Origin of the sequence: Pseudoduganella sp. LjRoot289, assembly GCF_964252925.1 — a bacterium.
Classification (GTDB): domain Bacteria; phylum Pseudomonadota; class Gammaproteobacteria; order Burkholderiales; family Burkholderiaceae_D; genus Rugamonas.
The window spans coordinates 476,236-499,806 of sequence record NZ_CAXUPN020000001.1 but is presented as its reverse complement, the minus strand read 5'-3'; the positions used below and the strand labels follow the sequence as shown (position 1 = coordinate 499,806).

Genomic DNA, 23,571 nt, shown 5'->3' with positions numbered 1-23,571 from the left:
TGCGAAAAAGCCCTCGGATGTGAGGGCTTTATTTTTGCGGCGTTGGCTGCTGGGGTTGCTGCCCCGGGGCCGCTGCCGGCACATAGATCACTATTGGCTGCTGGGCCTGCTGGCCACCCTGGGCGACAGCCGGCGTGGCCGGCTTCAAGCTATTGGTTATTCCCACGAACAGTCCGCCAAAGCCAATAAACAGGCCTATCACCGTTGCCAGTGTCCAGCGCGCAAAATCAGCACGCAACGCCTCAACGTCGGCCTTGGTTGCCAAGGTCGGCAAGATCGCGTCTATACGCGCGGCGAATTCTGTCCAGTCGTTTTCCATCCCTCCAGTTTAGGACGGAAAACCGGGCTTACCAAGCGGAGTACGGGTGTTTAATCAGGTTGGAGTTGAGGTAGCGCATGTCATGCGTGACCTCCTCTCCTGCCCAGTCCGGCTTGTCGAAGCGCTGGTCCTCGGACGGCAGTTCGATCTCCGCCACCACCAGCCCGGCGTTTGCACCGAGGAACTCGTCGACCTCCCACACGAAACCCGCGTACGGGATGCGGCGCCGGTATTTCTCGATGATGGGCTGCTCGCACAGCTTCTCCAGGAACTCCTGCGCGTCCGCCATCGGGATCTCGTACTCCCACTCGCCCCTGCTGGCGCCCACGTTCTTGCCTTTGATGGTCATCACCGCGCGCGCGCCCTCGATGCGCACGCGCACCACGCGCTGAGCGTGCGAGGACAGATAGCCCTGGCGCAGCAGGACCGGTTCGCCCTGCCGCATCCAGGCGTCGCTGGTGAGCAGGAACTTGCGTTCGATCTCGACGCCCATGCTTAGGCGTCCAGCGACAGCAGGATGGGCTGCAGGATGGCGCGGCCCAGCGCGGCGCTGCGGGCGCCGTTCCAGCCCACATGCGCATCCGGCAGGTCGGCATTGTCCTTGAACGGCATCTCCAAGGTCAGCGCCAGGCACTGGAAGTGGTGGCCGACATATTTGGACGCCAGGGTCAGCATGTCTTCCTTGTATTTGCTGGCGGCGTAGCCGTAGGTGTCCTGGAAGTCCGGGCTGGCGTTCTTGTAGCGCTCGATGAAGGCCTTCTGCGCGGCGGCCTGCTCCGGCGTGAAATTCTCCAGCATTTCGTTGCCGGCCACGAAGTTGTACGGCAGCGCCTCGTCGCCGTGGATGTCGAAGAACATGTCGACGCCGGTCTCATGGATCTTGTTCTTCACGCACAGCACTTCGGGCGAACGCTCCTGCGTGGGCGTCATCCACTCGCGGTTCAGATTGGCGCCGGCCGCGTTGGTGCGCAGGTTGCCGCGCACCGAGCCGTCCGGGTTCATGTTCGGCACGATGTAGAAGCAGCAGCGCTGCAGCAGCTTGCGCGAGATCGGGTTGGCGTCGTCGAGCAGGGAATCGACCAGGCCTTCGACGAACCACTCAGCCATGGCTTCGCCCGGATGCTGGCGCGCGATGACCCAGATTTTCTTCTCCGCTTCCGGCTCGCCGATGACGACCAGGTTCATGTCGCGGCCGTCGACCGTGGAGCCCAGGTCCAGCACGCGCGCGGCCGGGTTCTCGGCCACTTCGCCCAGCAGGCGCAGGTGGCGCTCCCACGAATACGGCTCGAAGTAGGCGTAGTAGACGCTGTCCAGGTCCGGCGTGTGCTTGATGGTCATGACCTCGCCATCGAAGGAGGTCGGCACGCGGAACCAGTTTTCGCTGTCGTAGCTGGCCACGGCGTTGTAGCCCTCGTAGCCCTTGGCGTAGGTGGCCTGGCCGGCGTTCAGGAAGCGCATCGTCACCGCCTGGCCGCGCGCGCCCTGCAGGCGGAAGTGGAACCACTGGCGGATGTCGGCGTGGCTGTCCTTGCGCAGGTTCAGCTCGATGCTGGCGGCACTGTCCGCGCGCAGCACGTCAATGGCGCCCGAGTCGAAATTTTGGCTGATTTTAATGGTCATGGCGGTCCCGTAATTTGAAATCCAAGACCGCTATTTTAATTGATGCGGCGGCGGAGCATGGCGGGTTACGCTTGCGCTAACCCGCCATGCAAGCCCGCCTCAATCCACGCTGCGCCCGCGCGCCTTGAGCGCCGCGCGCACCCCGGCTCCGTAAGACAGGTCCGCCCTGTCCAGGTGCCCCAGTTGCCGCTGCACGATCTCGTCGCTGACCTGGCTCAATGGTCCGGACATATTGTCGAACAGGTTCTGCCTCTCCTGCGCCGTCATCAACCGGAACAGATTGCCGGCCTGGGTGTAGTCGTCCTCGTGCCCGCGTCCGTCATGGCGCGCCGCTGCGCCTTCCAGCGCCAGCGCCGGCTCGCCATGCCCCATGCCCTGTGCAGGCACGCCGGCCGCTTCCACGGTCGCGTAATTCTGCGCCGCGCCGCCGTTGCTGATCGCCATCGCACCGTCGCGCTGCTGGTTGTGGAAGGGACAGCGCGGCGCGTTCACCGGCAGATGCTGGTGGTTGGTGCCGACCCGGTACAGCTGCGCATCGTGGTAGGCGAACAAACGGCCTTGCAGCATCTTGTCCGGCGAGTAGCCCATGCCCGGCACCGCGTTCGACGGCGACAGCGCGGCCTGCTCGACTTCGGCGTGGTAGTTGACCGGATTGCGGTTCAATTCAAACACGCCCACCGTCTGCAGCGGGAAGTCGCCGTGCGGCCAGACCTTGGTGAGGTCGAAGGGATTCCAGCCGGTGCGCTCGCCCCACGCCGCCAGCTCCCGCTCGGAGGCAACCTGGATCTTGACGTCCCATTGCGGGAAATCGCCCGCCGCGATGGCGCCGAACAGATCGCGCTGCGCATAATCCGGGTCCTCGCCGGCCAGGCGCACCGCGTCCGCAGCGCTCAGGTTCTTGATGCCCTGCCGTGTCTTGAAATGCCACTTCACGTACACGCGCTCGCCCGCCTCGTTGATCAAGCTGTAGGTGTGGCTGCCGAAGCCGTCCATGTGGCGGTAGCCGTCCGGCGTGCCGCGGTCCGAGAACAGCATCGTCACCTGGTGCAGGCTTTCCGGCGCTTTGCTCCAGAAGTCGAACATCATCGTGGCCGATTTCAGGTTGCTCTGCGGGCAGCGTTTCTGGGTGTGGACGAAGTCCGGGAATTTGATCGGATCCTTGATGAAGAACATGGGCGTGTTGTTGCCCACCAGATCCCAGTTGCCCTCTTCGGTGTAGAAGCGCACCGCGAAGCCGCGCGGATCGCGCTCGGTGTCGGCGCTGCCCCGCTCGCCGCCCACGGTGGAGAAACGCGCGAAAGTTTCGGTCTGCTTGCCGATGGCCGAGAACAGCTTGGCCTTGGTGTAGCGGCTGATGTCGTGCGTGACGGTAAAGGTGCCATAGGCGCCCGAACCCTTGGCGTGCACCACACGCTCGGGGATGCGCTCGCGGTTGAAGTGCTGCAGCTTCTCGATCAGGTGGAAGTCTTGCAGCAACAGCGGGCCGCGCGGACCCGCGCTGATGGAGTTCTGGTTGTCGGCGACCGGGATGCCGGACGCAGTGGTGATCGTTGGCTGCTGGCTCATGTTTGCTCCTCAAGGATGTTTTCGGGGTGAAATCATTCTAAAGCTACATCATTGATTAACAAAGACAATTGATTCTATTGTATCGATAGTTTTTCATTAAAACACCTCGTGTATGGCCACGCCCTCGACCGGGTCGACCGGCGCATTCCACGGCTGGGCCGCGAAGGCGCGCTGCGTATCTTCATAGCCGGCCTTCCAGCGGCGGTGGATGCCGGCGGCCGTGAAATCGATATCCTTGGTATGGTCCTCGCTGTCCAGGCGCGGCGCCTTCAGCATGACGATGTGCATGCGGCTGCCGCACCCCCAGGCGGCCAGTTCGCGCATCTCCGCGCTGGCGCGCACCTCGTCCGGCAGCTGCATGGCGAGCTGGCGGACCACGTGCCGCAGGCGGTGCATGCGGCGCTGCTGCTCGATATTGCTGGCGCGGCTGGCGTACTGGATCTCCTTGTGCTTCTCCAGCACATCGAGCACGCTTTGCGGTTCCTTGCCGTCCGGATTCCACACTTGCACTGAGAAGATCACCGAATCGCGGCGCGGTTCGTCGTCCAGCACCGCCTCGATCGGCGTGTTCGAATAGATGCCGCCGTCCCAGTAGGGCTCGCCGTCTATGCGCACCGCCGGGAAGGCGGGCGGGATCGCGCCGGAAGCCATGACGTGGTCCACGCCCAGCGTTTCCTTTTTGCTGTCGAAATAGCGCATCTGGCCGTTGCGGGCGTTGACGGCCCCCACCGTGAAGCGCGTGCCGTTACTGTTCAGGTAATCGAAATCGACCAGCATGGCCAGCGTCTTGTGCAGCGGCCCGGTGCGGTAGAAGGAGGCGTTCTCGACGCCGACCTTGGCGTTCGGGTTCCACCAGGTGGCCGGATTGAGCGAAAAGAAGGCCGGTATGCCCTGCGACATGGTCAGCGCGTTGTCGAACTCGCGCGGCAGGCCCGGGTAGAGCGTGGAGTGGTATTCCATCATGGTCCAGAACTGGCGCAGCCGCTCGACCCGCCGCCCGGGCGGGTTGCCGGCGATGATGGCGCCGTTCAGCGCGCCGATCGAGGTGCCGATCACCCAGTCCGGCTCGATGCCCGCCTCGCTCATGGCCTGGTACACACCCAGCTGGTAAGCGCCCAGCGCGCCGCCGCCCTGCAGTACGAGTACGACTTGCCCCGGCATCGCCGCGCGCTCCGCTTTCGGTTTCACTTGCTCTCCATGTCCAGGGGTCTAAGCTGATTGTAACCAAAGTCTGCGGAACGCAGCTGCGGTCCGGCCCGAGGTATCATTGCGCCGCACAAATACATATTTATAAAACAACGGAGAGCCATCATGTACACGCAGCAGCCAACACGCAGCAACCATCTCCTGGCCCGTTGCGTCGAGGAAGGCATATCCATAGACAGCAAGGCCGGCGCTGCGAATGCCTGGGTCTTCATGCTGCATAAAGCAGTGCCGACCGGCGTCATCACGCGCGTGCTGGCCTATCCGGAGATGCGCCGCCGCAATTAGTGCAGCGCAACAGAAACATTGCAAAAGTGAAATTATTAATCAAGCGACATGGTGATGGATTTCGTGATAGTGTAGGCGAAAATATGCTAGCTCTGGGAGTCACCATGCACACTGTACTGAAGAAATTCCTGCTCACGCTGCTGTTGGCGGGAGCTGCCACCGGTACCGCCCGCGCGGCCGAAATCCTGTACCAGGCCGGAAACAATGCCTTGCTGCCGCCGAGTCCCGGCGACATCAATTACATCACCGAAGCCGACCTGATCGCGCTCTCCAATATGGCGCCGGCCAGCACCGCGCAGGCCGCGCCGCCCACCGTCAGCCCCATCCCCGAACCGCCGGTATACGTCATGCTGTTGATCGGCGTAGGGCTGGTCAGCCTGGTCGCGCGACGACCGGCGGCGCCGCCGAAATTCAGTTCAGAAGCATAAGCGATACGCAGGCGCGCCACGCGCCTGCGCCAGGCCGGTTTGCGTCTCTGTCAGGCCGTCATCAGCGCCGCCACCTCGGCCGCCCCGAGGGCGCCTCGATAGATGCGGAACTCGTCGACCTTGCCGTTGAAATACGGGTCGGGGAACTGCGAGCGGCCGATCCAGTTCCTGGTGGTGTTTTGCAGACGGAACGGCGCCAGGAACATGCCGGTATTGATGCCGGCCTGCACGCCGTTCAAGTACAGCGTGCCAGTGCTGCCCGACAGCGTCACCGCCACATGCACCCATTGCCCCGTGGGCAGTGCCGCGCTGCTGTCGATGTTCTGCTCATTGGTCCAGCCGTTGACCGTGATCGTGCAGCGCGCCGGGCCGGTGTTCCCCGCACGCGGGGTCAGCATCATGTAATGACCGATGCCGGAACCGAAGTCGAACACGCGCTCCCAAGCCCGGCTGGCGTTCCAGTACACCCAGCAAGCGATGGTGGCGTCGCCCACGTCGGACATGATGCCCTCCGGCAGGCTGACATAGCCTGTGCTGCCGTTCAGCGACAGGCAATTGCCCTTCTTGCCGGCCACCCAGGTGGCGCCGCCGTTCAGCGTGCCGGTGTGGCCCAGGCCGCTGGCGTCGGCGGCGACCGTGCCGCTCAGTTCATCGAAGGCCAGGTAGGTATGCAGTTGCACGCCAACCACGACCTTGGCTTCATTGGAGTTGGCCGTCGTGCCCGATGGCGTGCTGCCCGTCACGACATAGTAGTAGGTGCCGTCCGGCAAGCCGCTGTCGCTATAAGTGAGCAAATCCGCGATGCCGCTGGCCACCGTCGAGTACGGTCCGCCCGGCGTCGTGGCGCGCTGCAGCGTGTAGCTGGTGGCGTAGGCGCTGCCCCACCACGACAGCACCACCGCGCCGCCGATGGCATAGGCGGTCAGCCCGCTGGGCGCGGCGCCGCTGGCGATGGGGTCTAGCGTGCAAGTCAACGTGCCATAGCCCAGCTGGTCGTAGCCGCCGCTGGTGCCGCCGGAGCCGCCCCACTCTGGCTGGACCTTCTGCATGAACAGTTTCGAGTACGGCGCAGCCAGCCCCTTGCGGTTGACATAATGGTTGTAGACCAGCGCCCAACAAGGCCGGGCATTGCCTTGGGCGGATGTGCTGAAGACGGCCTGTTTGACGTCGATATTTTTGTAGGTCACGTAGGGCACGGTGTAATAGCTGGTGCCGGACTCGATCAGATTGCTCTTGGCGACATATTCCGCCCCCGCCAGGAAGCGGTTGTTGTCGTAGCCGTACAGGTCCTCTCCCTGGTTCCACGCCATTTCGCAGATCGCGCCCAGCAGCGCGACGCCCAGCGAGGTATGGCCCTGGTCGCGCCCGGATTCCTGCCACTGGCCCAGATAACCGGCATGCAGATAATACACAGCCTGGCCGATGCCGCCGTTGCCGGAATCGCCCTTCAGGTAAGCGATGGCTTCGTCCCATTTGGCCTGGTCGTCGCACAGCACGCCGATGGCCAGCATGGAAGCCAGGTTGCACAGGTCCCAGTTGGCCCAGTAGTGGGTGATCTCGGTGCCGTTGTGGCGTATCAGGAAGTCGTGGTTGATCGGATAGAAAACCGTGAGCATCATGTTTTTGAAGCGGTCGAAATCGGCCGCGGCCCAGCCGCTGTAGCCGCGCATGATCTCGGCGGCGTTGGCGAACTCGTAGCCGTAGAGGCCGGCCGCCAGCGCGGCGTCGGTGGTGCCCTGGATGGAGGTCAGCACGGCCGACCAGGCGTTCATGATCTGCACCGCCTTGTTGGCATAGTCGGTATTGCCCGAGACCTTCCAGCGCAGCGCGCAGGCGTAGGCCGCCGCCACGTCGTTGAACAGCAGGCCGTAATTCTCGGGATGGACGCCGTCGTAACCGCGATAGACGATGGCAACGGGACGCGGGTTGTAGCCCAGGCTGGCATGGCTGTTGTTGATCAGCAGGTTCCAGCTGCCGCTCCATGGGCTGGTGGTGTATTTCGCCGCCATGCGCGTGAAATCGGCCTCCGTGTGCAGCAAGCCGGGGTGAACAAACGCGCCCAGCGGCGCACCGCCCTGCCGCAGCTTGGCTGCGCCGCCCTCGCTGGAGGACAGGCCCAGCCCGCCCCCCGCCAAGCCACCGCCGCAACCCGCCAGCGCCAGCGCCGAGAGGCTGTACAGGAAGGTGCGGCGGGAGATCTCCGCACCGCTGTTTTCGATAACATTTTCGACCGCGTTGTTCATGTTTGCTTCACTCCGGGGTTGTACCGCTGTCAGGGATTCGATCCGGCGGGCGCCGGAACAAGATGGGGGCGTCAGCTGTCGGCGAACGTTACCCTGAGGCGATTGTATTCGATATATAAAAATCTTTCATGAAATTTGTGCAGTGGCGCAGGATGCGCGGCCCGGCAGTACAGCGCACCTCTTTTGCAGTGGGCGGCGCGGCGTGCTCACGCGAGGCCCAGCCATTCTTCCTTGTCGCCTTGGACGGGACGGAGAAAACACAACAAATATGTTATTTTAATCTTGCAAAACACAACATATTTGTTTCATTATCTGAATTGCTGGCGATACCCGTAAATCCGCAGTCGGAACTATTAGCAATAGCAGCCAAGCAAAGGCACTCACCTTTTTTAAGGAATAGACATGTTGAATTACCCTGTCACCCTGACGCCGGACACCAACGGTTCATACCTGGTCGGCTTCCCCGACTTCCCCGAGGCGAACTCCGTCGGCGACGATGAAGCGGACGCGCTGCGCAATGCAGTTGACGCCCTGGAGACTGCGCTCGACATTTACTTTGACCAGCGCCGCCCGGTGCCTCTTCCATCCGAACCTGCCGCCGGCCAGCACGTTGTAGCGCTGCCAGCACTCGACACGGCGAAAGTGCTGCTGTGGAATGAGATGCACGCGCAGCAGCTGCGCAAAGCCGACCTCGCCCGCATGCTCGACGTGCACACGCCGCAAGTTGACCGCCTGTTCGACTTGTCGCACTCGTCGAAGATCGAATTCGTGGAGCAGGCCGCCAGGGCGCTGGGTAAGTCGCTAAATGTGTCGCTGGCCTGATACTTTCATGTCACACTACACCGCGTCGATCAGGCGTAGTGCTTTCCAACGTTGGAAATGGACAAAGCCACCGCTAGAGAGACGCTGAACAATTAAGCTTTTCGGCGCGCTGGACGTGTTCGGGGTTGCAATAGCGGTCTCGAAAACGTACAAAAGGGCATGGAAAGTGGCGAATTCACCCCAATGCCTACCTATTGCTACGCTCGGGACGGAGTTCGGGTGTCGGCAACTTAAAGCGCCGGCCAGCGAGCACCAAGTTGGCGAAAGCGAACAGCGAGAACAGTTGGGCAGTGTTCTTTGCCAAGCCCCGATGGCGCGTCTTGCGGTGGCGGAAGAGGTTCTTCAACACACGAAACGGATGCTCGACTTTCGCCCGCACGCTAGCCTTGAGCACTTCCAGCTTTTCACGCTGGCGTCCCAGCTTGTTGTTCGGAAGCGCCTTGCGCGCTGCACGCTTCATGGCGACAAACCAAGTGACCGATTTGCCTTGGTTCTCTTCGCGTTTTTCAACGCCTTGATAGCCCGCGTCGCCGAGCGCGGCGATCTCGTCACCGTGCAGCAGCGCGTGTGCCTGGGTGACGTCGGCCACGTTGCCGGCCGTGCCGATGACGGTGTGCACCAAGCCGGACGTCGCGTCCACGCCGATATGCGCTTTCATCCCGAAGTGCCAGTCGTTACCCTTCTTGGACTGGTGCATTTCGGGATCGCGCTGCTTGTCTTGGTTCTTGGTCGACGGCGGCGCGGCGATCAAGGTGGCATCAACGATGGTCCCTTCGCGCATCATCAAACCCTTCTCGGCCAAGTGGCCGTTGATGGTGTCGAATATCTGGCGCGTCAGGCCGTTGGCCTCAAGCAGATGGCGGAACTTCAGCAAGGTCGTCGCGTCCGGGGCCGACTCGCGGTTCAGGTCGATGCCGACGAAACCCCGGATCGCCTGGCTGTCGTAGATCGCGTCCTCGATGCCTTCGTCGGACAGCCCGAAGCACTGCTGGGCACATACATTCGCAACATGCGCGCCAAGCCAATTGGAGGGCGGCCCGCACCTGCGGCCTTCGGATAAAACGGTTCGATCAGCTTGTGCAGCTTGCCCCACGGAGTGACCAATATAGTGGACCCCGAGTTTGAGACGTTGGTTTAAGCTGTTGTCCTCGATAGGATGAGAGCAAATGGCAGAAGGCAAAAAACGCAGGGTACATACGGCAGAGTTCAAGGCCAAGGTCGGACTGGAAGCGGTACGCGGGGTAAGGACGGTGACGGAAATCGCGCAGGAGTTCGGCGTGCATCCGGTGCTGGTGGGGCAATGGAAAAAGGAAATCCTGGAGAACGCCGGGGCCTTGTTCGACACCAAACGCGGTCCGAAACCGATCGATGAAAGCAGCCCGGAGGACAAGCTGTACGGCGAGATCGGGCGGCTGAAAATGGAAGTGGACTGGCTTAAAAAAAAGCTGGGGCCGTGAGCCAACAGGCGCGCTTTGGCTGGATCGAACCCGAGCACGCAAAGCTGCCGCTGACACGCCAATGCGAGCTGGCCGGTGTGCCGCGCGCGACGGTGTACCGGCGGATCGATGCGGCAACCCGGCAGGCGTGCGAGGACGAGGACGACCTGAAGCTGCGGGCGCTGATTGACGAGGAGTACACCCGCCGGCCTTTTTACGGCAGCCGACGCATGACGGTGTTCCTGCGCGCAGCGGGCCATGAGGTCAACCGCAAGCGCGTGCAGCGCCTGATGCGCAGCATGGGGCTGGCGGGTATGGCGCCGGGGCCGAACACGAGCAAGCCGCACCCGAAGCACAAGGTCTATCCGTACCTGCTGCGCGGTGTGGCGGTAACGCGGCCGAACCAGGTGTGGTCGACGGACATCACCTATATTCGGCTGGCGCGGGGCTTCGCCTATCTGGTGGCGGTCATCGACTGGTACAGCCGCAAGGTGCTGTCCTGGCGCATCAGCAATAGCATGGACGCGTCGTTTTGCGTGGACTGCCTGGAGGACGCCTTGCGCCACCACAGAGGGCCGGAGGTGTTCAACAGCGACCAGGGCTCGCAATTCACCAGCACGGCTTTTACCGATGTGCTTAAGCGTGAGGGCGTCACCATCAGCATGGATGGACGTGGCCGGGCGCTGGACAACATCTTTGTCGAGCGGCTGTGGCGGAACGTGAAGTACGAGGATGTGTATCTGAATGGGTACGTCAACATGGCGGAGTTGACGGTGGGATTGGCGCAATACTTCGCGTTCTACAACGCGCAGCGCCCGCACCAGGCGCTGGGCTACCAAACGCCCAGCCATGTCTACAGCGCCGGTGTTGGCGGCGGTGCATTGATCGTCGACAGGTTTGGTGACGATGACGATAAGCCGCAGGACAAGAGAAATACGGGGCAGCGCCGGGCAGCTGACGAGGTGGAAATGGGCACAGCTTAAATTAACCGGCAAAGTGTCTTGACTGACGGGTCCACTTTACAAATCGATCTCGGCAAGGAATCGGTCGCGCCGCGTGAGCTTCTTTTTGGCGGCGTACTCGAGGTCGGAAAAGCTGCGTTGCATGATCGGCTGTGCAGTTGTGGGCGGTGTCGTATTGTCTCAGGTTCTGCCGGCAGCAAGCTTGGGTGCCGATGAATAAATCAGCGGCTCCCTAGGGCACCCCGTTATACACGGACCAAACTTGCCCACGAAAAGTCTCCTGCAAATCCAAGCGGATCACTTCCATGCCGACCAGGCACGGTGCGCGGTTCGCAAAATGGGCCAAGACACCGGCACGCTTGACCTGTCGATTCATCATTTCACCGGTTTCCGGGTCCACCCATTGCATCTGGAACACGTTCTTCGCCAAGTCGACGCCGTAGACGATCGGTGTCCTGTCCATGATGACTCTCCTTGCGGACTGGTTATCGACTAGTCCACTATCGCATAACCGGGCGTCGGCGCCTGCTTGCGATCCGGCTATCGTGCCCGGCTGCGCTTACCCGACGTGGCCTGCATCAGGAGGGAGGCGTCCATCCCATTATTCGAGGTCCCCGTCAGTGTTGGCTCTGCGACATCATGCCATTTTCGGCGGGGTTTTTCGAGGTCCCCTTTAGTCCGTTTAGCTCGCCGAAAACAGGCGGTTTCGATGCCGCAACGGCCAACTCATCGGCACCATGGATCGCGCCTGCGCCTCACTAGGTGTTATCGCCTCATGCTTAAAGGCGATTTCCCGATAATGGAATTCCCTATACTGATGGCCAACTTCACAGGCACCTATACCTTATGCAAATCAAAGTTTTCGCAAGGCATCTCCTTGTTATTTGCATAAAACGGAAATGTTGACGAAATTGCTCACATTGGACAAAGAAAGTTCGCCGGACGCGTTAGTTAAGGTGCAGGTTTGAGAACTTGGATTTGTCTGAATGGTTACGTTGTAGCCCCCTAATCGTCCGGCATATACGGCTTGCTTGGCATAAGACTGTGAGAAGACGAACAGCCCATTGTCGCTCACCACCAGCTTATCCGTGCCATTGTTCAAAAGGCCGACACTATTTCCTGGTAAAAGTCCGGAAACAGTCGCGCCTACATTGAAGTTAGCAAGTCCAACGGCAGCGGATTGGCAAGTCACGCCGATGCTAGAAATGCTATCAGTTCCGTGTGTGACTGTGCCTGTGCCATTTGAAACTATGCAGTTTGCTCCAGACGGTTGAACCAAGGGCGCGACGCTATAATTCGAACCTTCGGGAATTTTTTTTCCAAAGGAAAAAGAACCATTGGCGTTGATACTGACAATTTCGGAGCTATTATTTTGTAAAAGCAACGTTAAGCCACTGGGTAAGCCAGTTAGATTGCCGCCAATGATGGCATTGCTTGGAGTGGGGGCGATAGGATTTGATGAGCTGTTTCCACCGCATCCTGCTAGCGCTATGAAACTTGCAAGAGGGATTAGAAATTTACGTTTGTTCATATATAATTTTTAAAATAAGTTATAGAGAAGACTTAAAACGGCACTAAAATTTTAGTGCCGGGAAGAGCTCTCATGTAATCTGAAAAGTTGCAGATTAATAAGGAACGCCAGCCAAAATTGCAGATATGGCAGAATTTATTGACGATTGATAGCCACTTACATAGACAGGCTGAATATAGTATAAATTGAAGTTCGACGATTGAGAAGTTGAGTATGTAACATTTTGCAACAAGTGGCGAGCGGAAATGTTGGCCATCTGACCGGTGTAGTAGGCAGATTGAGTCGTAGTTAGTGTTGCGGTGAAATTTGTCGCTACTGCAAATTTATTCCCGCTTATTACTGCGTCACTTGAGAACTGACGTTGTCCCATTTGTAGTATTGCGAGTGGAAGAAGTGCTTTGCTAACGTCGCCATTATTAATTCGATTAAGCCAATAAGTTAAACCGGTGGAGTCTGGATTTCTGTTGTATAAAACATTATATACTTGTGTGATAAATGCCGTGTTATTGGGCGTGTTGTAGAATGATTGAGACTCGGTACTGCTGGCAAGTGAGTTAATGAGAGCGGCTACACTCGTATTTGTACTATATGAGTTTAGTAGCTCGGTTAGTGACTTCGGAGCATTTGCATTCTTTAAAGAGCTGCTCCAAAAGGCTAAGCCACTTGGGTCAGCAGGGCGTCCGAGATATGCCAAATAAAGCGCATGTGTTGCAGCGATATGGGCCGCGCCCGGGCAAATTGAGGTCTTAAAGTTATTGATATTGATGCTGCCCCAACCCGTCACTGAGTCCCAGCCGCTCGTCGCACTGTAAGCGCCATTTGATCCACTCATAACGTCGTTGAATATAGTGGGACTTCCCTTCGCGTAAGCGTAAAGGGTCGGAGACGCAAACCCAAGGTTTCCACAACTTGTTAGCATCCGCGCCCAAGTCGCGGCGAAAAGCGGGGCTGACAGACTGGTTCCTCCGACTTGAATTGGACTTCCATTAGAATAAATTATTGCCCCACTAAGAGGGTCGGCGACAAATGAAATATCCGGTACGCCGCGCAAAGAACCGCCGGACAGGGATGGGACAATAGACTGCCAGAAGGGAATTGTCGTATACTTGGCGATTCCACCGCCCGAGCCACTCCATGCCGTTTCGCCGGCATAGGTAGAACCATTTGTTCTGAGAGATGTACCACCCACAGCGACGACATATTGAGAACTAGAAGGGTACTGAACAGAGGTGCCCGAACAATTAGGTGGATTTGAACCAAAGTCACCAGTACTGGCCACAAAGGTCTGTCCCTGAGCAATCGCAACTGCAAAATAGCTGGAATCAAACGAAGTCGCTCCAACCGTGTCGCAGATGCCAAACGACATATTGACTACTTGTGCAGCATTGGCTTGTATAGCGGCATTAATCGCTACTAAAACATCTCCGAACGCAGCTGACTGTGAGACGTAAAAATTAAGTTGTCGAACGCCACCGGACATGCCAACTATCGCTTGGCTATCAAGACTCCATTCAATGGTGCTAGCCGTATCGGTACTTGGTATTCCTGTCGTCACAACGCTTGTGGGCGTGGTGGGTAAGGAATTCTGTTGCTCAAACTTACGCAAGTCCGAAATTGAAGGACTAACATCTCCCCAAGCTATAATGGCGGCAGTGACAGTTTTAGCCGCAGCCGTGGTGCCGACATTATATATTCCTGGAAATTGGGTTGGACTATGAGCAGACAAAGCTCCGGGAAGGTCTGCAGTAACCGTTAATTCACCCGTCCTGACTGAAGTGTTATGTGGTCTAACCCATGCCCTTATACAGAAATCCGTTTCATCGATAGGTCGAGACAGCGCGGATGGCCTCGGCTGCCATGCGCACTTTTCTGAGTCCGTTCCAAATTGCTTTGACGCCGGGTTCTCCATCGCCTTTGCGAGCTAGGAAGCCGCCGAATCCGGCAATCAGGCGCAGCACTTCGTTCAGGCGTGGTGATGCCGGCGGTGGTCCTTTGCTGCGCATGTACGCCGCCTGAATTTCTGCCCGGTCAAAGAATTGTGTAGCGTCCAGATCGGGGCAAGTACGGCCCAAGCGCATCAGATGCGCAACGCGCCAAGCCACGACGAGATACATGGCAATGGCGCGCTCCAGCCGGCCCGCCTGCGACAATTGAAGCGCTTCAATGCGGCAGGCGTTCTTGAGGATATCGAACAGCATTTCAATTTCCCAGCGTGCGCGATACCAGTCGATCAATTCGATGACCTCGTCCCGGCTGGTGGCCTGCCGGTTCGTCAGCAAGCGCCATTCGACCGGCTTGGCCCCCTTCGGCGCATCGATCTCGCGTGCCACGATGCAGGTCACGGCAACCCTGCCTTTGCCTGCGGGAAGTTCGATGCGCTGAGCCCATAGTTGCTGACGCACGGGCCTTGCCTTGACGCCGTGCCGGGAGGCCATCGTGAACGCGATCTCGCCCAGGACGGGGCCGGCCGTGGTGTGGTCCCACAGCTTGCCGCCGTCAGGCAGGCAGCGGTTGTGCGCCGCACGGATCAACCAATCAGCTGGCGCTCCCAACTCTTGAGCACGCCGCATCAGCGGCATCAAATCGGCTTCCCGATCGGCCAGATAGACCAGCCTGGTATGCGGGAAGTCGGCCGCCATCTCGGCAATGCGGTCGTAGCCCTCCACCCAGCGCAGGCTTTCCTTCGGACCACCCCGCTTGCCGGAGTCGTCCTTCTTGGTGCGCGCCCACATCCAGGCATCGAGCACGCCCAGCGCTTCGCGCGCCGGCGTCACGGCATAGGTAGGGTGCAAATACATGCCGCGTTGGGCCTCGTAGCTCAACGGCCCTAGCCCCTCGGTCTCCTGCCCGTTGAAATTCAATTCGGTCGTGTCTTGCAGGCACAGCATCACGGGGTGCTCCTGCATCCGGCGCCGCGTTTGCTCCCAGTGCGGTGCCATGATGTCGCGCCAATCGACCGCCTCGTTACCCAAGAAACGGTAGGCCGCCATCGTTTCGCCCCAGCCATGGCAGGCATCCGGGATACTGGCCACCGGATCGGCTGCAAATCGTTCCATCAACGTCCTCGCTCGCTTGTTGAGGCGCGCGTCGCCGAGATCCAACTGTGCAAATTCATTGGCCGCCCAGTGTGCTGATGCTATCGTCAACGCGTCACCTAAAAGGCGAGAGTAAACGCGAAATGGCGGTAGTTTACAAGGGGCGTTGCAAGTCCTTGAATGTAAACGGGTTTTCTGGGTGCGCTTCGGTCAGATCCGACTTATGTATAAGGGCATGGGTCTAACCAGATTGACAGTGTCTAATCCATATACAGAGCTGATAATACCCGATATTTCTGCAGGAATGGTTACCGGAGTACTATTCGCGTGTGCCAACCTACCTTCCGGCATGGAATATTTTTTAATTACTGTCTTAAAGGTTGACTCGATAAGGCTGCTTTCTGCGTTTGATTCTACAATCATTCCATTTTCGGAGACGATAACGTTAGAAAATCCATTCAACCGTAAAAAAGACGTTAACTTATTTATTTGAGCATGGGTTGGCCCGAATCGTTCCCTGATCTCATCTGGCTTTAGAGTTCTATGATAATTGTGGCTGGTTGGGTCATGCATTTCTGCAATATATTGATCCAAGCCTTGTCTGTCATTAAGCTGAACTGGAAAAACCAGATGAATTTTTTCTTCTGGATTTAAAGCTGTCTCGGCTATGGTTGGTGATCCGCCGATTCGAACTGTGCTTGCTGTAAGAATTGCGGGCGAACCCTCATTTGAATTGCCACCGCATGATGTAAGAAGAGCTGCCAAGAATGCGTATACTAAAATTTTTAATCCATTTTCTGTTTTCAATATTTCCTCACTGTATTTTTATTGATCGACTATCTGGTGGAAGTTCGTCGACAATCATGGTTTGCAGTGCATCTTAGCAATTTTTTTTAGCTTAAAATCTATCCAAATGTTGCGTATTTTGCAATCACGTCGTTACTTCGAGTGTGTAACTTGGGAAAAATATCGTGACTATTCAAAGTGAATTAACCATGGTTCCTGCGGTAGAGGGCATTTCAGAGCCGACGGGAAAGCGCGATTTGCACCTGTTGGGAACCTCGAAAAACCTCCCCAAAAATGGCATGATGTCGCTGAGCCAACACTGACCTTCTTCCGATGATCAAAACCAGCCTGTTTGCAGACCAGGAGCGCGAAGCGAAGCTGAACAAGCTTGGCGACGCGCTGCGGTTGCTGGAGCAGCACGTGGACTTCGCGGCGCTGGCCGCCGAAGTCGATCACGCCGCGCCGAGACCGAGCCGTGAACGTGGCGGCCGCCCGCCATTCCCGACCGAATTGATGGTGCGGGTGCTGCTGATCCAGCAGTTGTTCAATCTCTCCGATGAACAGATGGAGTTCCAGCTGCTTGACCGGCTGAGCTTCCAGCGCTTTGCTGGCTTGCGCGCCAGCAGCCAGAATCCGGACCGGACCACGATCTGGACGTACATGGACGCCCCCAGTTTGCCAAGCGCTCATTGTTGACGACGTAAGGTAAAGATTGCACCCGTACATTCGGACTGCTGCCGTGATGCTCGCCCGGTCAGTGTCCCTGATGGAATGTGCTGATTGGTGCCTCGATCGTTCAAACGCACTTTTAGTGCCAGTCCAAATTCGGGCTTTACCAACCACGGTCTTACCTGTCTGCCATCATTTTTGATTGCTTGGGCAATCGGTGGACGGAACTGCCTGTTCGCTTCCGACGTAGTGATGGATTTTTCCGAACCGTTCCGATTACGTGGAAGCGTAATCGGAACGGAACTCCCGCTCATGGGCCAATAGCCCATACGATCCTCGCATTCTTGTTGGCTAACGCGACCGTCGCCACGTTTTTATTGCGGCGACCCATCATCGCCCGAAGCCATTCATGCCCGTTGAGCTTGTTCTCAGCGTACCGAATAACTGATCTGGCACCGTGGATCAGCAAGGTGCGCAAATAGCTATCGCCGCGTTTGCTGATACCTAACAGGTTCGACTTACCGCCGGTGGAATGCTGCCTGGGAACGAGTCCCAGCCACGCCGCCAGTTGACGACCATTCTGGAAATTTCGCGCATTGCCGATTGATGCCACCAACGCACTGGCCGTGATCGGACCAATGCCCGGTATTTTCTCGAGTTTGCGGCTCAACGCGCTGGCGCGATGCCACGCCTGGATCTGCAACTCCAGCTCGCCAACCTGACGATCAAGCTCCTTGATGTGGTCGAGCATGCGCAGCACCAGTGCACGGAATGCGCCCGGCAAGGCATCGCCGGCCTCCTCGACAAGTGCTGGCACACGCTGGTAGATATACGCAATCCCTTGTGGAATGATTAGACCGAACTCGCTGAGCAACCCTCGTATTTGATTGGCTTGGGCGGTACGCGCCTTCACCATGCCTTGTCTGACACGGTGCACTGCCAGCACCGCCTGCTGGTCGACATCCTTGATCGGCACGACACGCATGTTCGGACGGCTAACCGCTTCGCAAATTGCTTCGGCATCTGCCATATCGTTCTTATTCGTCTTGACGTAGGGCTTCACGAACTGCGGCGCCATCAATTTCACGGTATGGCCAAGTGCCTGCAACTTGCGGGCCCAATGATGTGCGCTGCCACAAGCTTCCATACCGATCAGGCAAGGCACGAGGCTTGTGAAAAACGCCATCATGTGCTCGCGCCTGAGCTGCTTCTTCAGCATGACCTTACCCTGCGCATTCACGCCATGAATTTGAAATACGGCCTTAGCCAGGTCGATGCCGATCGTTGTAATCTTCATGATAACGCGTCCCTCGGTTCTTCAAGTGGTTGCTCGACACTTCCACTTTGGCACATTCGATGCCGTTACGGGTGGGGGCGTCCATTCCATTGTTCAAGGAACGCCTGATCCAGGCCGGCGCCAGCGAAAGCATCTTCGACGCGGTCAACCGCCAGTTGGCCAAGCACGGCTACATCGCGCGCGGCGGCCAGATGATCGACGCCAGCTTCGTGCAGGTACCAAAGCAATCGCTGAGCAAGGATGAAAAGGCCGTCGTAAAAGAGGACGCGACGCCCGTCGACTGGAAGCCTGCCAAGCGGCGCCAGAAGGACACCGATGCGCGCTGGACCAAGAAACATAGCAAGTCTTTCTTCGGCTACAAGCTCTCGGCCAGTGCCGACAAACGCTACAAGTTAATCCGCAAAATCAAGATCTGCACGGCGAGCGAACACGACACCCTGCATCTGGAGGACGTGCTCGATCCGTGCAATACCAGCCGCGACGTCTACGCCGACAAGGGCTACGTCAACGGCAAACGCGAGGCGCGGCTGACGGACGAAGGTTGGCGCATGCATATCCAGCGCAAAGGCAGCAAAGAAAAACCGCTGTCGATGGCGCAGGAGCGGCGCAACCGTCGCATCGCCAAGCCACGCGCCCGTGTCGAGCATGTCTTTGCCGGCTTGGCGCAGCTGGGCGGCAAGGTGTTGCGCTCGATCGGCCTGGCGCGCGCCACGCTGCACCTGAACTGGAAGGTCGCGGCCTACAATTTGCGCCGTCTTTCCTACCTGAAGGAGGCCCAGGTCGAGGCGTTCTGACGCCCATAGTCCGTCTGGACCGCAGAAAACACGCGGTTTAGATGATGAGATGGCCGCGAAATGGCTCGGCGGGCTCGCGCTCGTCCCTCAACGGCCAATATCGGCCTCACGCCTAGAGCCGATTTCCCTGTAATTCGAGGTTCCCCTTAGAAGATGAACGGCCTGTTCGCCGAAATGTACGAAGCCGACACCAAAGGCGGCCGTCCCAGTATTGCGCCCGAAAAGCTGTTGCGCGCCATGCTGCTGCAGGTGCTGTACAGCGTTCGCTCGGAGCGCCAGTTGATGGAGCAGGTCCAGTACAACCTGCTGTTCCGCTGGTTCATCGGGCTGTCTATGGGCGATGCTGTGTGGGTGCCGACGGTGTTTACCAAGAACCGAGAGCGCCTCGTCAAGCACGACGCGATCATTGAATTTTTCAACGAAGTGCTGGCCATCGCCGAGAAAAAAGACTGGCTTTCGGGCGAACACTTCAGCGTGGACGGCACATTGATCCAGGCTTGGGCTGGCCACAAAAGTTTCGTGCGCAAAGATGACGACCAGAACAACGGCGACGGCGGCGACTTCAAAGGCAGCAAGCGCAGCAACGACACCCACCAGTCGAAAACCGACCCGGACTCGCGCTTGTACCGCAAGGGCAATAACACCGGCAGCGAGTTGCGCTTTATCGGCCATACTCTCAGCGATAACCGCCACGGCCTGATTGCCAGCGCCATGGTGACCAAGGCCGATGGCTATGCCGAACGGGAAGCGGCCAAGGCCATGATCAACGACGCGCGCCAGGCGCTGGACGATCCGCAGCGGGAAATCACGCTGGGCGCGGACAAAGGCTACGACGCGGCCGAATTTGTGCAGGCTTGCCAAGCCATGAGCGTCACACCCCATGTGGCGCAGAACAAGTCGGGCCGCAGCTCGGTGTAAGCGCTCTATGAAGGGGGCGTCGAAGATGCTGCCATCCTCATGCACGTCACTCAGCACAGTCAGGTCGAGTAGGCGTAGCAGCCGCGTGATGTCGAATCTGGCAACGACCACTTGACTTCCGACTGGCGGCCGGACTTCAGCAATAGCGGCCCTCGCCGTTGTCGCGCCATAGAAGACCGATATGCCCTGTGCGTTCATCCGGCCAGCGCGCGCCAGTTTGGACGGCGGTGATCCTATGCTGGAGTCCGGACGACACAGAGCTGCCTTGAGCCCGCCTTCTGCTTGAAATACTCGAGAGCGATAGAGGTGATTGAGCGGAGTCCCTGGCCCAGCATCCACGACTAGTTGACCGCCCGCCTGAGTCTTAAGCTTGGCTCGAGTTGCCGAAAGGAAAATGCGCCAGCAAAAGGAAAACGTGTGTATACCGGGTGTAAACCAATGAAATAAAAAAGCCAGCTTCCGCTGGCTTTCGCTAAGTCTTTGATTTGTCTGGTCGGGGCGAGAAGATTCGAACTTCCGACCCCTTGCACCCCATGCAAGTACGCTACCAGGCTGCGCTACGCCCCGACTGGACCCGAACATTATAGCAGCACGTTTGGGATTTTGGTAAGAGTGCTTTATGCTTAACTGATGATTAATTCCATCAACTTTGCCGCCGAGCTGCTCGCCCAGGCGGACGCACTCATCGTCTCGGCCGGCGCCGGGATGGGCGTGGACTCCGGCCTGCCTGACTTTCGCGGCAACGAAGGTTTCTGGAAGGCCTATCCAGCCCTGGGCCGGGCGCGGATGGATTTCACCAGCATCGCGTCGCCGCAGGCGTTCCGGCAAGATCCGGCGCTGGCCTGGGGATTTTACGGGCATCGCCTGGCGCTGTATCGCGCGACTTCACCGCACGAGGGCTTCGGCTTGCTGCGCCGCTGGGGCGCGAGGATGGAGCACGGCGCCAGCGTCTTCACCAGCAATGTCGATGGACAATTCCAGTTGTCGGGCTTCGATCCGCAACGGACGGTCGAGTGCCACGGCTCGATTCATCACTTGCAGTGCATGGCGCCGTGCGGCGGGGATATCTGGAGCGCGGATGAGTTTGCGCCGGATGTGGATGCCGCAGCTTGCCGCTTGCGCAACGCACCGCCCACCTGCCCGCATTGCGGCGGGCTGGCGCGGCCCAATATCCTGATGTTCGGCGACTGGGAGTGGCTGGAGCGCCGCTCCGAGCAGCAGGCCGCCCGGCAGCAAGCCTGGCTGGCGCGCGTGAAACAGCCGCTGGTGATTGAACTGGGCGCAGGGACGGCGATTCCATCGGTGCGGCATTTCAGCCACCGCATTGTGCAGCAGCACGGCGGGCGGCTGGTGAGGATCAATCCGCGCGAGCCGCAAGTGCCGGGCGCGCAGGACGTAGGCATCGCGATGGGCGCGCTGCAAGGGCTGCGCGCGATCGCAGCCAGGCTAGCCTAAGCCAGGCCGGCCCCGGGCACAGCCGCAGCCCTGCCCGATAGCGTACTTGCGTGGGGTGCAAGGCGCCGGAAGGCCTAGACCACCTTCACCGTGATCGGCGACAAGCCTTCTATGCTGGCGACCATGGTCTGGCCGCGCGTCACCGCGCCGACGCCTTCCGGCGTACCGCTGAATATCAAGTCGCCCGGCTGCAGCGTGAACAGCGTGGACAGGTTGGCGATGGTCTCGCTGATCGACCAGATCAGGTGCGTGATGTGGCTCGACTGCCTGACCGCGCCGTCCACTTCCAGCGTGATGGCAGCCCGCTCGATGGCGTCCGCTTCATCGGCGCGGCGGATGACGCCCACCGGCGCCGAGTAGTCGAAGGCTTTGCCGATTTCCCAGGGACGGCCGGCGTCCTTCATCTGGCCTTGCAGATCGCGCCGCGTCATGTCCAACCCGACCGCGTAGCCGAACACATGCGCCAGCGCGTCCTCGACCGCGATGTCGCTGCCGCCCTTGCCGATGGCCACCACCAGTTCGCACTCGTAGTGGTAGTTGCTGGTCTGCGGCGGATACGGCAGTTCGGTCACGCCTTGCGCCGGCACGGGCACCACGGCCCCGCTGTCGCCCGGCTTGCAGAAGAAGAACGGCGGCTCGCGCGTCGGGTCGGAGCCCATTTCGCGGGCGTGGCCGGCGTAATTGCGGCCGACGCAGTACACGCGGCGGACCGGGAACAGTGCATCCGTGCCGGCGACCGGCAGGCCGGCGATGTCATGTGGGGGAAAGATGTAGGGTTTCATAATAGAGGGATCACGTGAATAAAATGGCTCTGATGGCGATAGCCATGCGGCGTGCCAGCGCGGCTTCGTTGAGCGCCGGATGGTGCACCACGCGCACATCCAGTCCCTGGAACAGGGCGATCACGCAGTCGGCCACGCCGTCCAGCGTTTCATCGTCCACCGCCAGTCCGTGCCGCGCGCGCGCCATTTTCAGAATGGCGTGGAACTGCGTGCGCGAACGCAGGTCGGCGTCGTGCACCACTGCGGCGATCTTCGGATTGCGCGCCGCTTCGGCCGATATCTCCAGCGCCAGCGGCCAGGTGTTGGGATCGAAATGCTCGCCTAGGCTCCTGGCCACGTCGTCCACCATCGCCTGCAACGGGTCGGCATGCTGCTCCAGGTCGCGCATCAGCGCCGACACGCGCTCGACGTTCTGCTCGACGAAGGCGGCGATGATGGCGTCCTTGCTGTCGAAATAATTGTAGATATGGCCGGCGCTCATGCCGGCAGCCTTGGAAATCTCGGCCATGCTGGCACCGTGAAAGCCGCTGCGGCCGAAACAGTCGGCGGCCGCGTCCAGTACCTGCTTGCGGCGCACTTGCGCGCGTTCCGGGTCGCTATGCCGTCTTTCGGTGATGCTCATGCGGGATTCCTCGTGTTCGATCCGGTACTGTGGCCAAGGCCAGGCATTTTGTCAATTTGGCGCGCTCCGCCTGCGCGGATTGGTGATACCATAAAAACAACAGAAACCAGCCATGGGTGCCGCTCATGATCACCTACAAGACCGCCCCCTCGATAGAACTGCGCCCTGCCACGCCAGCCGACCAGCCTTTCCTGCAGCGCCTGTACGCCAGCGCGCGCGGCACGGAATTCCGCCTGCACGGCTGCGACGCCGCCACGGAGGCGATGCTGCAGTCGGTCCAGTGCAAGGCGCAGCAGACCGACCACCGCTTGCTCTATCCGGACGCCGAGGTCACCATCATCGTCGAGCGGGACAGGCCGATCGGCCGCCTCTACGTGTATTACGGCGAGACCGAACTGCGCCTGGTCGACCTGACCCTGCTGCCGGAGTATCGCGGACGCGGCATCGGCAAAGGGCTGCTGCGCGGCCTGCAGGCGCATGGCCGGCGCCTGCATCTGCCGGTGCGCGTCAACGTCCTGCTTGGCAATCCCGCGCAGCGCCTGTGCCAGCGCTGCGACTTCATCATGAAAGGGCTGGACGGCCTGTACGCGTCCATGGAGTGGCAGCCCTCATAAGCGCCGCGTACAGCGCGCGTCGCGACACCAGCGCGTTCCACCGATGGCCTTCATAGAATGAACGATCACTCCAACCCCATCAAGAGAACCGCAGCCATTTCCAGTTGATGAGATGAGGCGGTTGCAAGCTGACGCGTATCGTAAATGGCATTTTCTCCGCCTGCGCTATGATTATTGCAAG

At 59.5% G+C, this 23,571-nt stretch carries 19 protein-coding genes, 1 tRNA gene and 6 pseudogenes; 9 read left to right on the top strand and 17 right to left on the bottom strand.

The annotated features are described in order from the left end of the window. Window positions 1-28 precede the first annotated feature (28 nt). The 5 genes from ACSQ8Y_RS02180 to ACSQ8Y_RS02160 all read right to left on the bottom strand — a co-directional run bounded on the left by ACSQ8Y_RS02180 (window position 29) and on the right by ACSQ8Y_RS02160 (window position 4,666). The gene (locus ACSQ8Y_RS02180) at window positions 29-319 is read right to left on the bottom strand and encodes a hypothetical protein (protein ID WP_436264826.1); all 291 of its coding nucleotides are present in this window, start codon (window positions 317-319) and stop codon (window positions 29-31) included. Between the two features lie 28 nt (window positions 320-347). Continuing rightward, window positions 348-812: a CYTH domain-containing protein gene (locus tag ACSQ8Y_RS02175; RefSeq protein WP_436264825.1), complete on the bottom strand. Its 465-nt coding sequence runs from the start codon at window positions 810-812 to the stop codon at window positions 348-350. A gap of 2 nt (window positions 813-814) precedes the next feature. Next, the gene (locus tag ACSQ8Y_RS02170) at window positions 815-1,939 is read right to left on the bottom strand and encodes a M14 family metallopeptidase (RefSeq protein ID WP_436264824.1); all 1,125 of its coding nucleotides are present in this window, start codon (window positions 1,937-1,939) and stop codon (window positions 815-817) included. Between the two features lie 99 nt (window positions 1,940-2,038). Further along, window positions 2,039-3,505: a catalase gene (locus ACSQ8Y_RS02165; RefSeq protein ID WP_436264823.1), complete on the bottom strand. Its 1,467-nt coding sequence runs from the start codon at window positions 3,503-3,505 to the stop codon at window positions 2,039-2,041. 96 nt (window positions 3,506-3,601) lie between these two features. After that, window positions 3,602-4,666, bottom strand: a complete 1,065-nt coding sequence (locus ACSQ8Y_RS02160) for a patatin-like phospholipase family protein (RefSeq protein WP_436269731.1) — start codon at window positions 4,664-4,666, stop codon at window positions 3,602-3,604. A gap of 150 nt (window positions 4,667-4,816) precedes the next feature. On the opposite strand from ACSQ8Y_RS02160, the gene ACSQ8Y_RS02155 reads away from it, so the two are divergent. Together ACSQ8Y_RS02155 and ACSQ8Y_RS02150 are read left to right on the top strand one after the other, a co-directional pair. Then, the gene (locus ACSQ8Y_RS02155; RefSeq protein WP_436264822.1) at window positions 4,817-4,996 is read left to right on the top strand and encodes a hypothetical protein; all 180 of its coding nucleotides are present in this window, start codon (window positions 4,817-4,819) and stop codon (window positions 4,994-4,996) included. Between the two features lie 104 nt (window positions 4,997-5,100). Next, window positions 5,101-5,424 carry a PEP-CTERM sorting domain-containing protein gene (locus ACSQ8Y_RS02150; RefSeq protein WP_436264821.1) on the top strand — a complete coding sequence of 108 codons (324 nt, stop codon included), beginning with the start codon at window positions 5,101-5,103 and terminating at the stop codon, window positions 5,422-5,424. 50 nt (window positions 5,425-5,474) lie between these two features. Here the strand turns inward: ACSQ8Y_RS02150 and ACSQ8Y_RS02145 are convergent, their stop codons facing one another. Then, on the bottom strand, window positions 5,475-7,667 hold the full coding sequence (locus ACSQ8Y_RS02145; protein ID WP_436264820.1) for a LamG-like jellyroll fold domain-containing protein: 2,193 nt from the start codon (window positions 7,665-7,667) through the stop codon (window positions 5,475-5,477). A 402-nt stretch (window positions 7,668-8,069) separates the two neighbouring features. On the opposite strand from ACSQ8Y_RS02145, the gene ACSQ8Y_RS02140 reads away from it, so the two are divergent. Next, on the top strand, window positions 8,070-8,489 hold the full coding sequence (locus tag ACSQ8Y_RS02140) for a type II toxin-antitoxin system HicB family antitoxin (protein ID WP_436264819.1): 420 nt from the start codon (window positions 8,070-8,072) through the stop codon (window positions 8,487-8,489). A 187-nt stretch (window positions 8,490-8,676) separates the two neighbouring features. On the opposite strand, the pseudogene ACSQ8Y_RS02135 reads toward ACSQ8Y_RS02140, so the two are convergent. Beyond that, window positions 8,677-9,590, bottom strand: a pseudogene (locus tag ACSQ8Y_RS02135) (IS5 family transposase); the annotation flags it as partial. A gap of 65 nt (window positions 9,591-9,655) precedes the next feature. Between ACSQ8Y_RS02135 and ACSQ8Y_RS02130 the strand changes: the two are divergent. Next, window positions 9,656-10,908 (top strand): IS3 family transposase gene (locus ACSQ8Y_RS02130; RefSeq protein WP_436264818.1). Its coding sequence is split into 2 segments (ribosomal slippage): window positions 9,656-9,935 and window positions 9,935-10,908, totalling 1,254 coding nucleotides; the frame shifts between segments, so codons are not numbered across the junction. A 280-nt stretch (window positions 10,909-11,188) separates the two neighbouring features. Here ACSQ8Y_RS02130 and ACSQ8Y_RS02125 read toward each other — a convergent pair. From ACSQ8Y_RS02125 to ACSQ8Y_RS02105, 5 genes and pseudogenes are all read right to left on the bottom strand, one after another. Next, window positions 11,189-11,350: pseudogene (locus ACSQ8Y_RS02125) on the bottom strand (IS110 family transposase); the annotation flags it as partial. Between the two features lie 417 nt (window positions 11,351-11,767). Then, the gene (locus ACSQ8Y_RS02120; RefSeq protein WP_436264817.1) at window positions 11,768-12,418 is read right to left on the bottom strand and encodes a hypothetical protein; all 651 of its coding nucleotides are present in this window, start codon (window positions 12,416-12,418) and stop codon (window positions 11,768-11,770) included. A gap of 94 nt (window positions 12,419-12,512) precedes the next feature. After that, window positions 12,513-14,144: a DUF4214 domain-containing protein gene (locus ACSQ8Y_RS02115; RefSeq protein WP_436264816.1), complete on the bottom strand. Its 1,632-nt coding sequence runs from the start codon at window positions 14,142-14,144 to the stop codon at window positions 12,513-12,515. A 91-nt stretch (window positions 14,145-14,235) separates the two neighbouring features. Continuing rightward, window positions 14,236-15,564, bottom strand: coding sequence for an IS4 family transposase (locus ACSQ8Y_RS02110; RefSeq protein WP_436264815.1), 1,329 nt, complete (start codon window positions 15,562-15,564; stop codon window positions 14,236-14,238). A 99-nt stretch (window positions 15,565-15,663) separates the two neighbouring features. Beyond that, window positions 15,664-16,260, bottom strand: coding sequence for a protease pro-enzyme activation domain-containing protein (locus ACSQ8Y_RS02105; protein ID WP_436264814.1), 597 nt, complete (start codon window positions 16,258-16,260; stop codon window positions 15,664-15,666). A gap of 312 nt (window positions 16,261-16,572) precedes the next feature. On the opposite strand from ACSQ8Y_RS02105, the pseudogene ACSQ8Y_RS02100 reads away from it, so the two are divergent. Next, window positions 16,573-16,899 (top strand): annotated as a pseudogene (locus ACSQ8Y_RS02100) (transposase); the annotation flags it as partial. 285 nt (window positions 16,900-17,184) lie between these two features. Here the strand turns inward: ACSQ8Y_RS02100 and ACSQ8Y_RS02095 are convergent. Next, a pseudogene (locus ACSQ8Y_RS02095) lies at window positions 17,185-18,205 on the bottom strand (IS110 family transposase). Between the two features lie 59 nt (window positions 18,206-18,264). Between ACSQ8Y_RS02095 and ACSQ8Y_RS02090 the strand changes: the two are divergent. Both ACSQ8Y_RS02090 and ACSQ8Y_RS02085 read left to right on the top strand, forming a co-directional pair. Further along, on the top strand, window positions 18,265-18,999 hold the full coding sequence (locus ACSQ8Y_RS02090; protein WP_436264813.1) for an IS5 family transposase: 735 nt from the start codon (window positions 18,265-18,267) through the stop codon (window positions 18,997-18,999). A 150-nt stretch (window positions 19,000-19,149) separates the two neighbouring features. Next, a pseudogene (locus ACSQ8Y_RS02085) lies at window positions 19,150-19,911 on the top strand (IS5 family transposase); the annotation flags it as partial. A gap of 63 nt (window positions 19,912-19,974) precedes the next feature. Here the strand turns inward: ACSQ8Y_RS02085 and ACSQ8Y_RS02080 are convergent. Further along, window positions 19,975-20,256, bottom strand: a pseudogene (locus ACSQ8Y_RS02080) (RES family NAD+ phosphorylase); the annotation flags it as partial. A 151-nt stretch (window positions 20,257-20,407) separates the two neighbouring features. After that, window positions 20,408-20,484: transfer RNA gene (locus ACSQ8Y_RS02075), tRNA-Pro, on the bottom strand. Between the two features lie 63 nt (window positions 20,485-20,547). Here ACSQ8Y_RS02075 and ACSQ8Y_RS02070 point away from each other — a divergent pair. Beyond that, window positions 20,548-21,372, top strand: coding sequence for an SIR2 family NAD-dependent protein deacylase (locus ACSQ8Y_RS02070; protein WP_436264812.1), 825 nt, complete (start codon window positions 20,548-20,550; stop codon window positions 21,370-21,372). Between the two features lie 74 nt (window positions 21,373-21,446). Here the strand turns inward: ACSQ8Y_RS02070 and ACSQ8Y_RS02065 are convergent, their stop codons facing one another. Together ACSQ8Y_RS02065 and ACSQ8Y_RS02060 are read right to left on the bottom strand one after the other, a co-directional pair. After that, window positions 21,447-22,154, bottom strand: coding sequence for a fumarylacetoacetate hydrolase family protein (locus tag ACSQ8Y_RS02065; RefSeq protein WP_436264811.1), 708 nt, complete (start codon window positions 22,152-22,154; stop codon window positions 21,447-21,449). 10 nt (window positions 22,155-22,164) lie between these two features. Then, window positions 22,165-22,776 carry a TetR/AcrR family transcriptional regulator gene (locus ACSQ8Y_RS02060; RefSeq protein WP_436264810.1) on the bottom strand — a complete coding sequence of 204 codons (612 nt, stop codon included), beginning with the start codon at window positions 22,774-22,776 and terminating at the stop codon, window positions 22,165-22,167. Between the two features lie 125 nt (window positions 22,777-22,901). Between ACSQ8Y_RS02060 and ACSQ8Y_RS02055 the strand changes: the two genes are divergently transcribed. After that, window positions 22,902-23,390 (top strand): N-acetyltransferase family protein, encoded by a 489-nt coding sequence (locus ACSQ8Y_RS02055; RefSeq protein WP_436264809.1) that lies wholly within the window; start codon window positions 22,902-22,904, stop codon window positions 23,388-23,390. The last annotated feature ends 181 nt before the right edge of the window (window positions 23,391-23,571 follow it).

Bases quoted from the DNA above. Each gene is read 5' to 3' on its own strand.
- ACSQ8Y_RS02170 (WP_436264824.1), bottom strand. From the start codon at position 1,939: ATGACCATTAAAATCAGCCAAAATTTCGACTCGGGCGCCATTGACGTG.
- ACSQ8Y_RS02060 (WP_436264810.1), bottom strand. From the start codon at position 22,776: ATGAGCATCACCGAAAGACGGCATAGCGACCCGGAACGCGCGCAAGTG.
- ACSQ8Y_RS02055 (WP_436264809.1), top strand. From the start codon at position 22,902: ATGATCACCTACAAGACCGCCCCCTCGATAGAACTGCGCCCTGCCACG.
- ACSQ8Y_RS02090 (WP_436264813.1), top strand. From the start codon at position 18,265: ATGCCGTTACGGGTGGGGGCGTCCATTCCATTGTTCAAGGAACGCCTG.
- ACSQ8Y_RS02150 (WP_436264821.1), top strand. From the start codon at position 5,101: ATGCACACTGTACTGAAGAAATTCCTGCTCACGCTGCTGTTGGCGGGA.
- ACSQ8Y_RS02140 (WP_436264819.1), top strand. From the start codon at position 8,070: ATGTTGAATTACCCTGTCACCCTGACGCCGGACACCAACGGTTCATAC.
- ACSQ8Y_RS02165 (WP_436264823.1), bottom strand. From the start codon at position 3,505: ATGAGCCAGCAGCCAACGATCACCACTGCGTCCGGCATCCCGGTCGCC.
- ACSQ8Y_RS02155 (WP_436264822.1), top strand. From the start codon at position 4,817: ATGTACACGCAGCAGCCAACACGCAGCAACCATCTCCTGGCCCGTTGC.
- ACSQ8Y_RS02180 (WP_436264826.1), bottom strand. From the start codon at position 319: ATGGAAAACGACTGGACAGAATTCGCCGCGCGTATAGACGCGATCTTG.
- ACSQ8Y_RS02120 (WP_436264817.1), bottom strand. From the start codon at position 12,418: ATGAACAAACGTAAATTTCTAATCCCTCTTGCAAGTTTCATAGCGCTA.
- ACSQ8Y_RS02065 (WP_436264811.1), bottom strand. From the start codon at position 22,154: ATGAAACCCTACATCTTTCCCCCACATGACATCGCCGGCCTGCCGGTC.
- ACSQ8Y_RS02145 (WP_436264820.1), bottom strand. From the start codon at position 7,667: ATGAACAACGCGGTCGAAAATGTTATCGAAAACAGCGGTGCGGAGATC.
- ACSQ8Y_RS02160 (WP_436269731.1), bottom strand. From the start codon at position 4,666: ATGCCGGGGCAAGTCGTACTCGTACTGCAGGGCGGCGGCGCGCTGGGC.
- ACSQ8Y_RS02070 (WP_436264812.1), top strand. From the start codon at position 20,548: ATGATTAATTCCATCAACTTTGCCGCCGAGCTGCTCGCCCAGGCGGAC.
- ACSQ8Y_RS02175 (WP_436264825.1), bottom strand. From the start codon at position 812: ATGGGCGTCGAGATCGAACGCAAGTTCCTGCTCACCAGCGACGCCTGG.